At 62.7% G+C, this 15316-nt stretch carries 13 protein-coding genes; 7 read left to right on the forward strand and 6 right to left on the reverse strand.

Going from position 1 to position 15316, the window contains the following annotated elements; genetic code table 11:
• Nucleotides 1-96: 96 nt before the first annotated feature.
• The gene (mnmA, locus tag ACSBQQ_RS08370) at nucleotides 97-1197 is read left to right on the forward strand and encodes a tRNA 2-thiouridine(34) synthase MnmA (RefSeq protein ID WP_060387610.1); all 1101 of its coding nucleotides are present in this window, start codon (nucleotides 97-99) and stop codon (nucleotides 1195-1197) included.
• A gap of 51 nt (nucleotides 1198-1248) precedes the next feature.
• Here mnmA and kup read toward each other — a convergent pair whose 3' ends face one another.
• Nucleotides 1249-3117 (reverse strand): low affinity potassium transporter Kup, encoded by a 1869-nt coding sequence (kup, locus tag ACSBQQ_RS08375; RefSeq protein ID WP_033646371.1) that lies wholly within the window; start codon nucleotides 3115-3117, stop codon nucleotides 1249-1251.
• 331 nt (nucleotides 3118-3448) lie between these two features.
• Here kup and hflD point away from each other — a divergent pair, with 331 nt between their 5' ends.
• The gene (gene hflD / locus ACSBQQ_RS08380) at nucleotides 3449-4075 is read left to right on the forward strand and encodes a high frequency lysogenization protein HflD (protein WP_033638217.1); all 627 of its coding nucleotides are present in this window, start codon (nucleotides 3449-3451) and stop codon (nucleotides 4073-4075) included.
• A 22-nt stretch (nucleotides 4076-4097) separates the two neighbouring features.
• Complete coding sequence (gene purB / locus ACSBQQ_RS08385; RefSeq protein ID WP_060428537.1) at nucleotides 4098-5468, forward strand: adenylosuccinate lyase; 1371 nt, start codon at nucleotides 4098-4100, stop codon at nucleotides 5466-5468.
• A 51-nt stretch (nucleotides 5469-5519) separates the two neighbouring features.
• Here the strand turns inward: purB and ACSBQQ_RS08390 are convergent, their stop codons facing one another.
• From ACSBQQ_RS08390 to ACSBQQ_RS08400, 3 genes are all read right to left on the reverse strand, one after another.
• A complete protein-coding gene (locus ACSBQQ_RS08390) occupies nucleotides 5520-6224 on the reverse strand; it encodes a GNAT family N-acetyltransferase (protein WP_033646373.1) in 705 nt (234 codons plus the stop codon).
• Nucleotides 6225-6239: 15 nt separating this feature from the next.
• Nucleotides 6240-6692 (reverse strand): GNAT family N-acetyltransferase, encoded by a 453-nt coding sequence (locus tag ACSBQQ_RS08395; protein ID WP_060428535.1) that lies wholly within the window; start codon nucleotides 6690-6692, stop codon nucleotides 6240-6242.
• Nucleotides 6693-6807: 115 nt separating this feature from the next.
• A complete protein-coding gene (locus ACSBQQ_RS08400; protein WP_043147286.1) occupies nucleotides 6808-8322 on the reverse strand; it encodes a PLP-dependent aminotransferase family protein in 1515 nt (504 codons plus the stop codon).
• A 138-nt stretch (nucleotides 8323-8460) separates the two neighbouring features.
• Between ACSBQQ_RS08400 and ACSBQQ_RS08405 the strand changes: the two genes are divergently transcribed.
• Nucleotides 8461-9225, forward strand: a complete 765-nt coding sequence (locus ACSBQQ_RS08405; protein ID WP_048321479.1) for a GntR family transcriptional regulator — start codon at nucleotides 8461-8463, stop codon at nucleotides 9223-9225.
• Nucleotides 9226-9246: 21 nt separating this feature from the next.
• Here ACSBQQ_RS08405 and ACSBQQ_RS08410 read toward each other — a convergent pair whose 3' ends face one another.
• Nucleotides 9247-10266 (reverse strand): ADP-ribosylglycohydrolase family protein, encoded by a 1020-nt coding sequence (locus tag ACSBQQ_RS08410; RefSeq protein WP_060428533.1) that lies wholly within the window; start codon nucleotides 10264-10266, stop codon nucleotides 9247-9249.
• Nucleotides 10267-10646: 380 nt separating this feature from the next.
• Between ACSBQQ_RS08410 and phoP the strand changes: the two genes are divergently transcribed.
• The 3 genes from phoP (at nucleotide 10647) to ACSBQQ_RS08425 (ending at nucleotide 13987) form a co-directional block, all read left to right on the forward strand.
• Nucleotides 10647-11318, forward strand: a complete 672-nt coding sequence (gene phoP / locus ACSBQQ_RS08415; protein WP_033638204.1) for a two-component system response regulator PhoP — start codon at nucleotides 10647-10649, stop codon at nucleotides 11316-11318.
• A 5-nt stretch (nucleotides 11319-11323) separates the two neighbouring features.
• The gene (phoQ, locus tag ACSBQQ_RS08420) at nucleotides 11324-12781 is read left to right on the forward strand and encodes a two-component system sensor histidine kinase PhoQ (protein WP_033638202.1); all 1458 of its coding nucleotides are present in this window, start codon (nucleotides 11324-11326) and stop codon (nucleotides 12779-12781) included.
• 84 nt (nucleotides 12782-12865) lie between these two features.
• Nucleotides 12866-13987, forward strand: a complete 1122-nt coding sequence (locus ACSBQQ_RS08425; RefSeq protein WP_048321478.1) for a cupin domain-containing protein — start codon at nucleotides 12866-12868, stop codon at nucleotides 13985-13987.
• Nucleotides 13988-14031: 44 nt separating this feature from the next.
• Here the strand turns inward: ACSBQQ_RS08425 and ACSBQQ_RS08430 are convergent, their stop codons facing one another.
• Complete coding sequence (locus tag ACSBQQ_RS08430; protein WP_033647436.1) at nucleotides 14032-15120, reverse strand: malate/lactate/ureidoglycolate dehydrogenase; 1089 nt, start codon at nucleotides 15118-15120, stop codon at nucleotides 14032-14034.
• Between the last annotated feature and the right edge of the window lie 196 nt (nucleotides 15121-15316).

Raw genomic sequence — 15316 nt, forward strand, 5'->3', positions numbered from 1 at the left:
CAGCACAAGATGAACAGTGCGCCGGCGCGGCCAACGTGGTAAAATCCTGCGCTTGTTTTTATCAGCACGGTTCGTGTTCAAGTTCGTGAGATCCCCATGTCAGACAACAGCCAGAAAAAAGTAATCGTCGGTATGTCCGGCGGCGTCGACTCTTCCGTTACCGCCTATCTGTTACAGCAACAGGGCTATCAGGTCGCTGGGCTGTTCATGAAGAACTGGGAAGAAGACGACGACGAAGAGTACTGCTCCGCCGCGACCGATCTGGCCGACGCGCAAGCGGTCTGCGACAAGCTGGGCATCGAACTGCACACGGTGAACTTTGCGGCGGAATACTGGGACAACGTGTTTGAGCTGTTCCTGGAAGAGTACAAGGCCGGCCGCACGCCGAACCCGGACATCCTGTGCAATAAAGAGATCAAATTCAAAGCCTTCCTGGAGTTCGCCGCCGAAGATCTGGGGGCCGATTTCATCGCCACCGGCCACTACGTGCGCCGCCAGGACGTGGGCGGCAAGAGCCGCCTGCTGCGCGGCGTCGACGGCAACAAGGATCAGAGCTACTTCCTCTACACCCTGAGCCACGAGCAGGTGGCGCAAAGCCTGTTCCCGGTCGGGGAACTGGAGAAGCCGGAGGTGCGCCGCATCGCCGAGCAGCTGGAGCTGGTCACCGCCAAGAAGAAAGATTCTACCGGCATCTGCTTTATCGGCGAGCGCAAGTTCCGCGACTTCCTCGGCCGTTACCTGCCGGCGCAGCCGGGCCCGATCGTCAGCGTTGACGGCCAGACCGTCGGCGAACACCAGGGCCTGATGTATCACACCCTGGGCCAGCGCAAAGGGCTGGGCATCGGCGGCCTGAAAGACAGCAGCGAAGATCCGTGGTACGTGGTGGATAAAGACGTGGCCAACAACGTGCTGGTGGTCGCCCAGGGGCACGATCACCCGCGCCTGATGTCTACCGGCCTTATCGCGCAGCAGCTGCACTGGGTGGATCGCCTGCCGCTGAGCGGCCCGTTCCGCTGCACGGTGAAGACCCGCTATCGCCAGCAGGATATCCCTTGCACCGTGACCCCGCTCGACAGCGAACGCATCGAAGTGCGTTTCGACGAGCCGGTCTCCGCCGTCACCCCCGGCCAGTCGGCGGTGTTCTACCAGGGCGAAATCTGCCTCGGCGGCGGCATCATCGAACAGCGCCTGGCGTAATTCGCCTGCCGTCCAAGAAAAACGCTGCATTTATCGCAGCGTTTTTTTTATTCAAAATTCCACCTGCGCCCCCAGTTCGATCACCCGATTCGGCGGGATTTCGAACAGATCCGGCGCGCGCAGCGCATTGCGCTGCAACAGCTGGAACACCTTGCCGCGCACGCGCAAATACCAGGGCCGCTTGCCCAGCACCAGCGTATCGCGCGACATAAAGAACGAGGTCTCGTTCATGGTGAAGCTCATCCCCTCCAACCCGCAGCGGTAAAGGATGTCCGTGACGTTGGGCGTCTCGCGCCAGCCGTAGCTCGCCACCACCCGCCAGAAACTCGCCGACAGCTGTTCGATCGCCACCCGCTGCACGTTATGCACGTACGGCATGTCGGTGGTGACGATGGTCAGCAGCACCACGCGCTCATGCAGCACCTTGTTGTGCTTCAGGTTATGCAACAGCACCAGCGGCACCGCGTGCGGCGTGCGCTCCATAAACACCGCGGTGCCCGGCACCCGCTTCGGCGGCGCCTCCTCCAGCGACTCGATCAGCGCGCTCAGCCCCTCCTGGTTGTCGCGCAGCCGGCGGATCAGGCGCGAGCGCTCGGTCTTCCAGGTCAGCATGATCAGCAGAATCATCAGCCCCAGCACCACCGGCAGCCAGCCGCCGGTCGCCAGCTTGATCAGGTTGGCGCCGAACAGCGGTACGTCGATGCACAGCATGACAACCAGCATCAGCCCGCCCAGCGCGCGCGGCCAGCCCCAGTTTTTCACCGCCACGATGCTCAGTAAAATCGACGACAGCAGCATGGTGCCGGTCACCACGATGCCGTAAGCCGAGGCCAGGTTGCTGGAGTGTTTGAAACTGATAATCACGATCAGCACCGCTGCGAACAGCAGCCAGTTCACCACCGGAATGTAGATCTGCCCGGACTCCTGATCGGAGGTATAGATGATGCGCATCGGCGGCAGGTAGCCCAGCCGCACCGCCTGCCGCGTCAGCGAGAACACGCCGGAGATTACCGCCTGCGAGGCGATCACCGTCGCCAGCGTGGCGATCACCAGCAGCGGGATCAGCGCCCAGGTCGGCGCCAGCAGGAAGAACGGGTTGTTGATCGCCGCCGGATTGGTCAGCAGCAGCGCCCCCTGGCCGAAGTAGTTCAGCACCAGCGCCGGCGCCACCAGCGTAAACCACGCCAGACGGATCGGCTTTTTACCGAAGTGGCCCATATCGGCGTACAGCGCTTCGGCGCCGGTGACCGACAGCACCACCATGCCCAGCGCAAAGAACGACACCGTCTTGTATTCGAGGAAGAAATTCACCGCCCAGTAAGGGTTCAGCGCCCGCAGCACGCCAGGGTGCTGCAGAATGCCGCCGATGCCCAGCAGCGCGAGCGTCAGGAACCAGATAACCATCGCCGGGGCGAACAGTTTGCCGACGCTGCCGGTGCCGCGCTTTTGTATCGCGAACAACGCGGTCAGCACCAGCAGCGACAGCGGCACGATAAAGCTGTCCAGTTCGGGGGCGATAATCTGCAGCCCCTCGATGGCCGAAAGCACCGAAATGGCCGGGGTGATCACCCCGTCGCCGTAAAAGAAGCTGCCGCCCACCAGCCCGATCAGCACCGCCGCCGGCACCCAGCGCGCATCCAGCCTGCGGATCGCCAGCGACATCAGCGTCAGGATCCCGCCCTCGCCGTCGTTGTCGGCGCGCATCACGAAACAAATGTATTTAATGGACACCACCAGCGTCAGCAGCCAGAAAATCAGCGACAAAAAGCCGTAGATTGAGGCCGGCGTCATGGTGATGCCCTCCTCCGCCGTCAGGCATTCGCGCAGGGTATACAGCGGGCTGGTGCCGATATCGCCGTACACCACGCCGATGGCCGCCAGCGTTACCGCCGGCAGCGGCTGCTTGTTTTTTACGTGCATATGAAGATCTTTATTTGAGGGCTCACGTTGGCAGTATAGATGCAGCCGCCGCACTTTATTTGCCGCCGCAACAATAAGTTCGCGCCGCCGCGCCGGCGATTTTCGCCGCCTGTCTGCGCAGTTCTGCGCCGTACGGCGCCTCCGCCTCGTCTCGGGCGTATTAGACGCTGGGTTTAGCCTCGATTTTGTGGCATGATCCGCGGCATTCGTTGTCATCGTTGTTACAGCCACGCCCGTTCGTTACCGTTCGCGGCCGCCGCCGTTACCCCTGCGATACACACAACCTTATGCAGTAAGCCATGTACCGTTCACAGCGTTTACAGGAGTAATCGTGGCGAAGAATTATTATGACATCACGCTGGCCATGGCGGGTATCAGCCAGTCGGCGCGTTTGGTTCAGCAGTTGGCCCATGAAGGGCAATGCAACCGCGAAGCCTTTCAGACCTCGCTGAAAAGCCTGCTGCAGATGGACCCGCCCTCCACGCTGGCGGTGTTCGGCGGTGAAGAACGCAATTTGATGGTCGGCCTCGAAACCCTGATGGGCGTGCTTAACGCCAACAACAAAGGGCCGGGCGCGGAACTGACCCGCTACACCATCAGCCTGATGGTGCTGGAGCGCAAACTCAACGCCAACAAACAGGCGATGAACACGCTCGGTGAACGCCTCAGCCAGCTCGAACGCCAGCTGGCGCACTTCGATCTTGAGTCGGACACCATCATCAGCGCGCTGGCCGGCATTTACGTCGACGTGGTCAGCCCGCTCGGGCCGCGCATCCAGGTGACCGGCTCGCCGGCTATCTTGCAGAACCCGCAGGTGCAGGCCAAGGTTCGTGCCACGCTGCTGGCCGGCATTCGCGCCGCCGTGCTGTGGCAACAGGTCGGCGGCAGCCGCCTGCAGTTAATGTTTTCCCGTAATCGTCTGTTCAAGCAGGCGCAAAATATCGTTGCTCATTGTTAATCGATCCCAGGAGTTGCTACCGATGGAATTATCCTCACTGACCGCCGTTTCCCCCGTTGATGGACGCTACGGTGATAAAGTCAGCGCACTGCGCCCCATTTTCAGCGAATACGGTCTGCTGAAATTCCGCGTACAGGTTGAAGTACGTTGGCTGCAAAAACTGGCGGCCTGCGCAGAAATCAAGGAAGTTCCCGCTTTTGACGCCGACGCAAACGCTTTCCTCGACAAAATCGTCGCGGAATTCAATGAAGAAGACGCTCAGCGCATCAAAACCATCGAGCGCACCACCAACCACGACGTGAAAGCGGTCGAGTATTTCCTGAAGGAAAAAGTGGCGGCGGTGCCTGCGCTGCACGCGGTGTCCGAGTTCATCCACTTCGCCTGCACCTCCGAAGACATCAACAACCTGTCGCACGCGCTGATGCTGCAAAGCGCGCGTCAGGACGTGGTGCTGCCTTACTGGCGCAAGATCATCGACGCGCTGAAAGGGCTGGCGCTGGAATACCGCGATATTCCGCTGCTGTCGCGCACCCACGGCCAGCCGGCGACCCCGTCGACCGTCGGCAAAGAGTTCGCCAACGTGGCTTACCGCATGGAGCGCCAGTACCGCCAGCTGGAGCGCGTGGAGATCATGGGTAAAATCAACGGCGCGGTCGGCAACTACAACGCCCACATCGTCGCTTACCCGGAAGTGGACTGGCATCAGTTCAGCGAAGCGTTCGTGACCTCGCTCGGCATCACCTGGAACCCGTACACCACCCAGATCGAGCCGCATGACTACATCGCCGAACTGTTCGACTGCGTAGCGCGTTTCAACACCATCCTGATCGACTTCGACCGCGACATCTGGGGCTACATCGCCCTGAACCACTTCAAGCAGAAGACCATCGCCGGCGAAATCGGCTCTTCCACCATGCCGCACAAGGTCAACCCGATCGACTTCGAAAACTCCGAAGGCAACCTGGGCCTGGCTAACGCCGTGCTGGGCCACCTGGCGGGCAAACTGCCGGTGTCCCGCTGGCAGCGCGACCTGACCGACTCCACCGTGCTGCGTAATCTGGGCTTAGGCCTGGGCTACGCGCTGATCGCCTATCAGGCCACCCTGAAAGGCATCAGCAAGCTGGAAGTGAACCAGGCGCACCTGCTGGACGAACTGGATCACAACTGGGAAGTGCTGGCCGAGCCGATCCAGACCGTGATGCGCCGCTACGGCATCGAGAAACCTTACGAGAAGCTGAAAGAGCTGACCCGCGGCAAGCGCGTGGATGCCGCCGGCATGCAGGCGTTCATCGATGGCCTGGCGCTGCCGGAAGAAGAGAAAACCCGTCTGAAGGCGATGACCCCGGCCAACTACATCGGCCGCGCCACCACCATGGTCGACGAGCTGAAATAAGCGCTTTAGCCTGACAACGACAAGGCGGCCTGCGGGCCGCCTTTTTCTTTGCTATTCGCCGCGCAGCACCTGCAGCCGGGCTATCTGCCGCCCCTGCGCATCGAAGTTGTCCGCACTCAGCCAGCGCGCCAGCGCCTGCCGCACCGTCGGCCAGCGGTCGGCGGTGATGGCGAACCAGTCGGTATCCCGGCTGCGCCCCTTGACGATCACCGCGAAGCGGAAGTTGCCCTCGTAGCGAAAGCCAAAGCGCAGCGCGGCCTGGCGCGACGGCGCGTTATGACTGTCGCACTTCCACTCGCAGCGGCGGTAGCCCAGCGTGTCGAAGGCATAGCGCAGCAGCAGCGCGATGGCCTCGGTGGCGCTGGAGCGCTGTTTCATCAACGGCGACCAGCTGACGTGGCCGATCTCCAGCACCCCGTTGGCTTCGTCGATGCGCATCAGCGCCACCGTGCCCACCGGCGCATCGCTGGCGGCGTCGAACACCGTCAGATTAACCAGCGCCGGGTTGGCCTGCAGCGTCTCCAGATGCTGCAACATCGCCGCCGGCGTATCGGGCCGTTCGATGGACAGATAGGTCCAGTCGCGGCCGTCCGGCGCCAGCTGAAACGCCTCGAACAGCGCGGCGTAATCCCGCTGCGGCTCGAGCGGCGCCAGCGAGCAGAAACGCCCGCCGAGCGTCGCGCCGCCGGGGCGGCGAGCTGGCTGCCAATCCGGCATCGGTTCGCCAACCGGCTGACCATAACGATTCATTGCCATAAACGCCTCCTGCGGTTAACGGGTATAAACGATAAACGAGCTTCTTCTGCCGATTTTGTCGTACAGCGAACGCGCCGGCGCGTTGTACTCCTGGGTCATCCAGTAGACCCGATCGCTGCCGCGCATCTCTGCCAAGCGATACGCCTGTTCGAACAGCTTTTCCGACACCTTGTGGCCGCGCGCCTGCGGCGACACATAGAGATCTTCGATATAACAATAGCCGACCGCGCTCCAGGTGGACGGGTGGAACACCAGGTTCATCAGCCCGAGCAGTTGGCCGTCGGCATCCTGCGCCACCAGCCCGTACACCTGTTCATCCTGCCCTAGGCGTTCGAAGGTGCGATCGGTCACCTGCGGCGCCACGTCGGCGCGGTAAAAATCGAGATATCCCTGCCACAGCGCCAGCCATTGCGCTTTGTCGTCGCCATTGATTCTGCGGATAGTCACTTCAGGGTTGGATAGGTTCATAGCGCCTCACGGAGTAAGATGTTATTTCCATTAGGGAAATAACCGGATAGCGGCAGAATACACCGCGCGGCGACGGTACAATACGGACCAATACGAAACGCAGAGCAGACCAATTTTAGCCGTCGCTTGCCACCGGCAGCGCGTTGAACACCTGCGCCAGCGTCGCGATAAAGCGCACGATCTCATCCGGCGTATAGGCCGAGAAGCCGAGCACCAGCGCCCCGCGCTGCGGCGTGCCGGTGTAGAAGTCCGCCAGGCCGTACAGTCGAATCCCCCGTTCGGCGGCGGCCGCCACCAGCCGCCGCTCCGTCGCCGCATCCGCCAACGGGCACACCAGCTGCAGCCCGCCCTGCGGCAGCGCCGGGCGCGTCCAGGCCGCCAGGTGACGATGCACCGCGTCATACAGCACGTCCAACCGCGCCTTGTACAGCGTGCGCATATTGCGCAGATGCTCGGCGTAGCCGCCCTCGTGCAGGAAGTGGAACAGCGTCATCTGCGCCAGCGCCGACGTGTAGCCGTCCTGAAACTGCCTGGCGGCGACCAATGGCCGCACCAGCTGCGGCGGCGCAATCATGAAACCGATGCGCAGCCCCGGAAACAGCGTCTTGCTGAAGGTGCCGATGTACAGCGTGCGCCCGCCGCTGTCCAGCCCCTGCAATGCCGCCTTGGTTTGCCGGTCATAGTTGAACTCGGCGTCGTAGTCGTCTTCGATGATCCAGGCCCGCTGCCGCTGCGCCCACTGCAGCAGCGCCAGCCGCCGCTCGAGGCTCAGCGAATACCCCAGCGGGTAGTGATGGGACGGCGTGATGTAAACGCCCCGTCCGCCGCCCGAGGCCTGCATCAACTGCCCAACGTCCAATCCCTGCTCGTCGATGCCGATCGGCCGCGCCTGCAGCCCCGCCGACTGCACCAGCTTTTTCGCCCCCTGGTAACCCGGCTCTTCGACGAACACCGCATCGCCGGGATCGAACAGCACCTGCGTACACAGCGCCAACGCCTGCTGAGAGCTGGTCACCACGATCACCTGTTCCGCCGTCGCCTTCACGCCCCGCTCCCGCTGCAGATAGCGCGCGATCTCCGCGCGCAGCTCCGGCAACCCTTGCGGATCGGCATACCCCAACAGCCGCTCGCCGTGCCGCCGTAGCGCCTGCTTTTCCTGCTGCAGCCATTGCTCGATGGGAAACGCCCGCAGGTCCGCCAGCGAAGGCGTCAGCGAAGCCTGGCGGCTGGTGTGCGGCGTATGGCTGACCGCCAGCAGCGCCCGGCCGCGATCGCTCAGCTCGCGCTCCGCCAACCGCGCCTCTTGCCCTGCCGCCGTCGCCAGCAGTTCACGGCCGAGCAGCGTGTCGCAGCGATAACGCACAAAGCTGCCGCGCCCCACCGTTCGGCTGATGAACCCCTCCGCTTCCAGCCGCGCGTAGGTCTGTTCCACCGTGTCGCGCGCCACCGTCAGCCGGGCCGCCAACGCGCGGCTCGGCGGCAGCTGCGTCCGCCAGGGCAGTTCTCCGGCGGCGATTAGTTGTATCAGGGCCTGATGCAGCGCCGAACGCCGGGTCAGACCTTGCCGCCGCTGCTGCGCGAAGGCGGCCAGGATCGCCGCGTCGTCCGCGTGTCGTGGGGTATCGCTCATGGGGTATTTGTTTCTCCTGGCTCAGGGGCCGACGCACTACTCTACCTCATTTCCTCCCGGCGGCGGCAGCAGTTGCGCTGCCCGGCGAAATCCCCTTAAATAAGCCATCGCATTGCGGCTACAGGACTTCCGTCGGCTATGAGCAAGGAGACCAACCAGCGTCTGCTGGACAAACTGCAGCAGGATCTGGCCAGCGCGGGCGCGATGCCGCTGTATTTGCGCTTCAACGCCTCGGTGCGCCAGGCCATCGAGCAGGGGTTGCTGAATGCGGGAGATTTTTTGCCCAGCGAGCGCCTGTTCACCGAACGGCTCGGCATCTCGCGCATCACGGTGCGCAAGGCGCTGGCCTGCCTCGAGCAGGACGGCATTATCGGCCGTTCGCGCGGCTACGGCACCTTTATCCAATCGCAGCGGCCCGAGCCGAAGCTGTTCTATTCATTGGCGGACGTCAAAGGATTCTCGCGCGAGGTAATACAGCAGGGGCGCCGGCCGGATACGCAGTGGATCAGCCGCGAACGGATACCCGCCGGCGCTGAACTGGCTGAAAAGCTCCAGCTGGCGGCCGGAACGCCGATCTACCAGCTCAAACGCATTCACCTGATCGATCGGCGGCCAATGTCGGTGGCGGTGTCCTACGTAGTGGTGACGGCAATTGCCAACGTCGACGAGATCGGCATCTCGCTGTACGACTACTTCCGGCGCAATAAGGTGGAGATGGGATCGCTGCGCAGCCAGGTCAGCGCGGCGATGGCCGACGACGATATCCGTCAGGCGCTGCGGCTCTCGGAGCCGATGCCGCTGCTGATCGTGCGCCAGACGCTGTTCGACCACCAAAAAAAGCCGATCGAATACAGTGAAAGCTTCTGCCGCAGCGACATGTACGAATTTACCAGCGAAAGCTGACCCGTTGCGTCACGCGGCGGCTTACGCCTCGCCCTGCCGGCGGCGGCGAAAACGCGCGAACGCCTGAACGTAAGCCCCGATATCCAGCGGATTCACCCGTTTTAACTCCGCCAGCAGCCCCGGCTCAATCGCCTCGGCGCCGTGCAGCGCGCCGCAAATCGCGGTGGCCATCGCGCCGATGGTGTCGGTATCGCCGCCCAGGTTGGCGCACAGCACGGCGCACCGGGTAGGATCGGTTTGCGCCAGCTGCACCATCGCCAGCGCTGCGGGCACCGACTCGATAGTGCTCACCCCGGCCCCGATCAGCTGATAAACCCGCTCGGAGGCCTGCTCGGTGCCGATGGCTTCATCCACCACCTGAAACGCCAGTTCGATGCGCGCCGCCAGCGAAGGGCTGAACGTCGTCTCCTGCCGGCGCTGGGCATACTCCGCCACCCCCGGCAACGCCAGGCGAATGGAGGCCCAGTCAGCCCCTTCCACCGCCCGCGCCACGGCCCAGGCGATCGCCACCGCACCGGCGACGGCGATGTCGGATTTGTGCGTCGGGCTGCAGGCCAGCCACACCTGTCGGCAGAAGTCCTCCAGCGGCGCGGAAGGCAGCACGCAGCCCAAAGGCGAAATGCGCATCGCCGCACCGTTGGTGATGCCGTTGTTTTCCAACTCGGCGATCGGTGTGCCCGCTTTCTGCTCGCTCAGCGCCAGTTTGGAACTGGGGCCGAGAATGTTCTTGTTGAAAGCGTCAAAACCGTCCACCCAGCGGATCACGTTGCGGGCGATCAGCTCCGGCACCACCTCGCCTTGCGCCTCCACCAGCGCATCGGCCAACGCCAATGCCATCGCGGTATCGTCGGTATATTGCCCGGCCTTGAAATAACAGGCGGCGGTGTTCTCCGCCGGCCCGTCGAGAAAGCCGTCTATCCAGCCGAAGTGGCGCTTAACCCGCTCGCGCGGCCACAGCTCGGAAGGCATGCCGAGCGCGTCGCCCAGCATCTGTCCGTAAAGTGCGCCCGCTATGCGTTCCGCCTGGGTTAACTGCTTCATCCGTCGCTCCTGAAAAAATGTGCCGATGCCTCAATAATACCTTATTAGTACCTTTAAAGCTTATCAAGCGCCCCGGCTCACACGTTCTTTCCGCGGGCAATGCCCGGCGCGTTTAAGTTGCGTTTAACGTCGCCCCGCCGCTGTTTATCCGACGTTTATCAGAACTTGTCGATAATGTCGGCGAACAAATTGATAACGCTTATTTTAATACATTGCTTCGGCTCTCTTGCGAGCCGGGCGGGTTATACCTACCATAGCCTCAGCACTTTTTGTCAACATGGTTCAGGTGGCCGCGTTATCCCCTGACACGCCGCAGAGCGTGTTCCCTTTTTATCGCGTGGGTGACAGGACGTTCACCCGCATAGTCACAGGAGTTCGCCATGCGAGTACTGGTTGTTGAAGATAATGGTCTGCTGCGCCACCACCTTTCCGTTCAGATGCGCGAGATGGGCCATCAGGTCGACGCGGCCGAAGACGCCAAGGAAGCCGATTACTTCCTGCAGGAGCACGCGCCGGATATCGCCATCGTCGATCTCGGCCTGCCGGGTGAAGACGGTCTGAGCCTGATCCGCCGCTGGCGCGCGCACCAGGCCAAGCTGCCGATCCTGGTGCTGACCGCCCGCGAAAGCTGGCAGGACAAAGTGGCGGTGCTGGAAGCCGGCGCCGACGACTATGTCACCAAGCCGTTCCACCTGGAAGAAGTGATCGCCCGCATGCAGGCGCTGATGCGCCGCAACAGCGGCCTGGCTTCGCAGGTGATCGTGCTGCCGCCGTTCCAGATCGATCTGTCGCGCCGCGAACTGAGCGTCAACGATCGGCAAATCAAGCTGACCGCCTTTGAATACACCATCATCGAAACCCTGATCCGCAACGCCGGCAAGGTGGTGAGCAAGGATTCGTTGATGCTGCAGCTCTACCCGGACGCCGAGCTGCGCGAAAGCCACACCATCGACGTGCTGATGGGCCGCTTGCGTAAAAAAGTGCAGGCGGAATACCCGCATGAAGTGATCACCACGGTACGTGGCCAGGGCTATCGTTTTGACGCGAAGTGAACATAATGTTCAACAAGAATAAAAAACCGTTTTCGCTGCGTGCCCGCTTCCTGATGGCGACCGCCGGGGTGATCCTGGCGCTGTCGCTCTCTTACGGTTTGGTGGCGGTCGTCGGCTATATCGTCAGCTTCGACAAAACCGCCTTCCGCTTGCTGCGCGGCGAGAGCAACCTGTTCTTCAGCCTGGCGCAGTGGAAAGACAACAAGCTCACCATCGCCATTCCCCCCGATATCGATCTCAACTTCCCGACGCTGGTATTTATCTACGACGATAAAGGCAACCTGCTGTGGAGCCAGCGCAAGGTGCCGGAGCTGGAGAAGCTGATCAACAAGGAATGGCTGGAGGAGTCCGGCTTTTACGAAATCGACACCGACACCCGCGTCAGTAGCGAAGTGCTGGGGGACAACCCCAAAGCGCAGGATCAACTGAAGAATTACGACGATACCGATCAGAACGCGCTGACCCACTCGGTGGCGGTCAATACCTATGCCGCCACGCCTCGCCTGCCGGCGCTGACCATCGTGGTGGTCGACAGCATTCCGCAGGAGCTGCAGCGATCTGACGTGGTGTGGGAGTGGTTCAGCTACGTGCTGTTGGCCAACCTGCTGCTGGTGGTGCCGCTGCTGTGGCTGGCGGCCTACTGGAGCCTGCGGCCGATCAAGGCGCTGGTCAATCAGGTGGGCGAGCTGGAGAACGGCGAGCGCGATCAGCTGGATGAGAACCCGCCCAGCGAGCTGCGCGGGCTGGTGCGCAATCTGAACATTCTGGTGCGCAACGAACGCCAGCGCTACACCAAGTACCGCACTACCCTGTCGGATCTGACCCACAGCCTGAAAACGCCGCTGGCGGTGCTGCAAAGCACCCTGCGCTCGCTGCGCAGCGGCAAGCAGACCACCATCGAAGAAGCCGAGCCGATCATGCTGGATCAGATCGGACGCATCTCGCAGCAAATCGGTTACTACCTGCACCGAGCCAGCATCAACTCCGGCCAGACGGTGTTGACGCGCGAGATCCATTCGGTGCCGGCGCTGCTCGACAGCCTGGTGGTGGCGCTAAATAAGGTTTATCAGCGCAAAGGGGTGGTGATCACGCTGGACATCTCGCCGGAAGTGACCTTTATGGGCGAGAAAAACGACTTTATGGAAGTGATGGGCAACGTGTTGGAAAACGCCTGCAAATACTGCCTGGAGTTCGTGGAGATCACCTCGCTGCACTCCGAGAAAAACCTCACCATCGTTATCGACGACGACGGCCCGGGGATCCCGGAAAGCAAGCGCCAGCTGATCTTCCAGCGCGGCCAGCGGGTGGATACCCTGCGCCCCGGCCAGGGCCTGGGTTTGTCGGTGGCGGCGGAGATCATCGAGCAGTACGACGGCGAAATCGTCATCAGCGACAGCCCGCTCGGCGGCGCACGCATGCAGGTCACCTTCGCCCGCCAGCACGACACCCACCACAACGAGTAAATTATGCCGCTGCGGCCCCGATCCACGGGGCCAAACTTCCGTTATAATCGCACACAGGCTCACTCCTCTCTCCTGGAATAGAACATGGATTATCAATTAGACCTGGACTGGAACGATTTTTTGCAACGTTATTGGCAAAAGCGTCCGGTGATTCTGAAGCGCGGCTTCAAAAACTTTATCGATCCGATCTCCCCGGATGAGCTGGCCGGGCTGGCGATGGAAAACGAAGTGGACAGCCGCCTGGTCAGCCACCAGGACGGCCGTTGGCAGGTCGCGCACGGCCCCTTCGAGAGCTTCGATCACCTGAGCGAAAACAACTGGTCGCTGCTGGTGCAGGCGGTGGACCACTGGCATGAGCCTTCCGCGGCGCTGATGCGCCCGTTCCGCCAGCTGCCGGACTGGCGGATGGATGACCTGATGATCTCCTTCTCGGTACCGGGCGGCGGCGTCGGCCCGCATCTCGATCAGTACGACGTGTTCATCATTCAGGGCACCGGCCGCCGCCGCTGGCGCGTCGGGGAAAAAACGCCGCTGAAACAGCACTGCCCGCACCCGGATCTGCTGCAGGTGGAGCCGTTCGACGCCATCATCGACGAAGAGATGGAGCCGGGCGACATTCTCTACATTCCGCCGGGCTTCCCGCATGAAGGCTACGCGCTGGAAAACGCGCTCAACTATTCGGTGGGCTTCCGCGCGCCGAACGGCCGCGAGCTGGTGAGCGGCTTCGCCGACTACGTGCTGGCGCGCGAGCTGGGCAGCAAACGCTACGGCGATCCGGACGTTAAACTGCGCGAACACCCGGCGGAGATCCTGCCGCAGGAAGTGGACGCCTTACGGCAGATGATGCTGGATCTGGTGCAACAGCCGGAACACTTCCAGCACTGGTTCGGCGAGTTTATCTCCCAGTCGCGCCACGAGCTGGATCTGGCGCCGCCGGAGCCGCCGTATCAGGCCGGGGAAATCTACGAGCTGCTGCAACAGGGTGAAGCGCTGCAGCGCCTGGGCGGGTTGCGCGTGCTGCGCGTCGGCGATCGCTGCTTCGTCAACGGCGAGCTGATCGACACCGACCAGCTGCAGGCCGCAGACGCCCTTTGCCAGCACTTCGGCGTCGACGCCGCCCTGCTCGGCGACGCGGTAGACGACCCGTCGTTCCTGGCGCTGCTGACCGCGCTGGTCAACAGCGGCTATTGGTACTTTAACGACTGATTGCCGTCACGCGAACAAGCCACCCTGCCGGGTGGCTTTTTTTTTTATCCCTGGCGCGCCTGCGCGCGGTAATCCGCCAGTTCCCCCGCCGTCATGCCCGCCTGTTCCGCCGCCGCGCAAATCTGCCGCCAGGTATTGGCATCGATCGGGATGCCCTGCTCCAGCCGCGCCGCGCGGTTGGCCTCTTCCCACTCTCCCGGGACGGCGATCGGCTGTTCGCCGCTCGGCGGCGAAGCCTTCACCCAACCGATAAACGCTTCGGCCTCGGCCTGCATTTGCGGGGCGTCGAAGGCCTGAGGATCGAGGATCAGGGTGGTCATGCAGTTGAAGATGGCGTCGCTGTCGGCTTTCAGCGTGGCGGCGTGGGTGGTGCGGCCGCCGGAGAGCGCGCCGCCGAGGATTTCGCACATCGCCGCCAGCGCGTAGCCTTTGTGCAAGCCGAACGGCAGCAGCGAACCGAACGGCGCTTCGTGCATCACCTTCGGTTCGGCAGTCGGCCGCCCGTGTTCGTCGATCAGATAGCCCGGCACCACCGACAACCCTTTGTTATAGGCCACCCGAGTCTTGCCGAAGGCGATGCCGCTGGTGGCGAAATCCAACAGCAGCGGCGTGCGGCCCGGCCGCGGGAAAATGGCGCAGAACGGGTTGGTGCCGAAGCGGCGATCGCTGCCGCCGAACGGCGCCACCATCGGATCGCCCACCACGTTGACGAAGTGAATCGAGATAAAACCGGCGCGGGCGCACTGCTCCGCCCAATGGCCGATGCGGCCGATATGGTGCGCGTTGTGCAGCGCCACCGCCGCCAGGCCCAGCTTGCCGGCGCGTTCAATGCCCAGCGCCATTGCTTCGCTGGCCACCACCTGACCGAAACCGCGCGCACCGTCGAGCGTCAGCACCGCGCCGGCGTCGCGCACCACTTCGGCGTGCTGATTGAGCTGCAATTGCCCCTGCGCCAACGACGCCATGTAGCTGGGGATCATGCCGACGCCGTGCGAGTCGTGCCCGGCCAGATTGGCCTGCACCAGATGATCGGCCACCAGCTCGGCTTCGCGCGCCGTACTGCCGGCCTGGCGCCAAATCGCCTGAACGAACTGCGCCAAATGCGGGCTGGCGATACGGTATTCGGTGCTCATCATGCGGTCCTTATGCGTGGGGAATGTGCTTCCACACTATGAGCAACGCCTTGTTGCGGCAAGCGATTATGATAATCGCAAGCGTCCCGTTTTAACTACAGTATCCGCACGTTAGCCCAGGCGACAAAAAGAGCGAGGACCGCTACTTTTGCCACCCGGCACAAGACTCGCGTTATGGTGCCCCCCACCTTCCAAA

This window comes from Serratia sp. G204Y (genome assembly GCF_051172435.1).
GTDB lineage: Bacteria > Pseudomonadota > Gammaproteobacteria > Enterobacterales > Enterobacteriaceae > Serratia > Serratia sarumanii.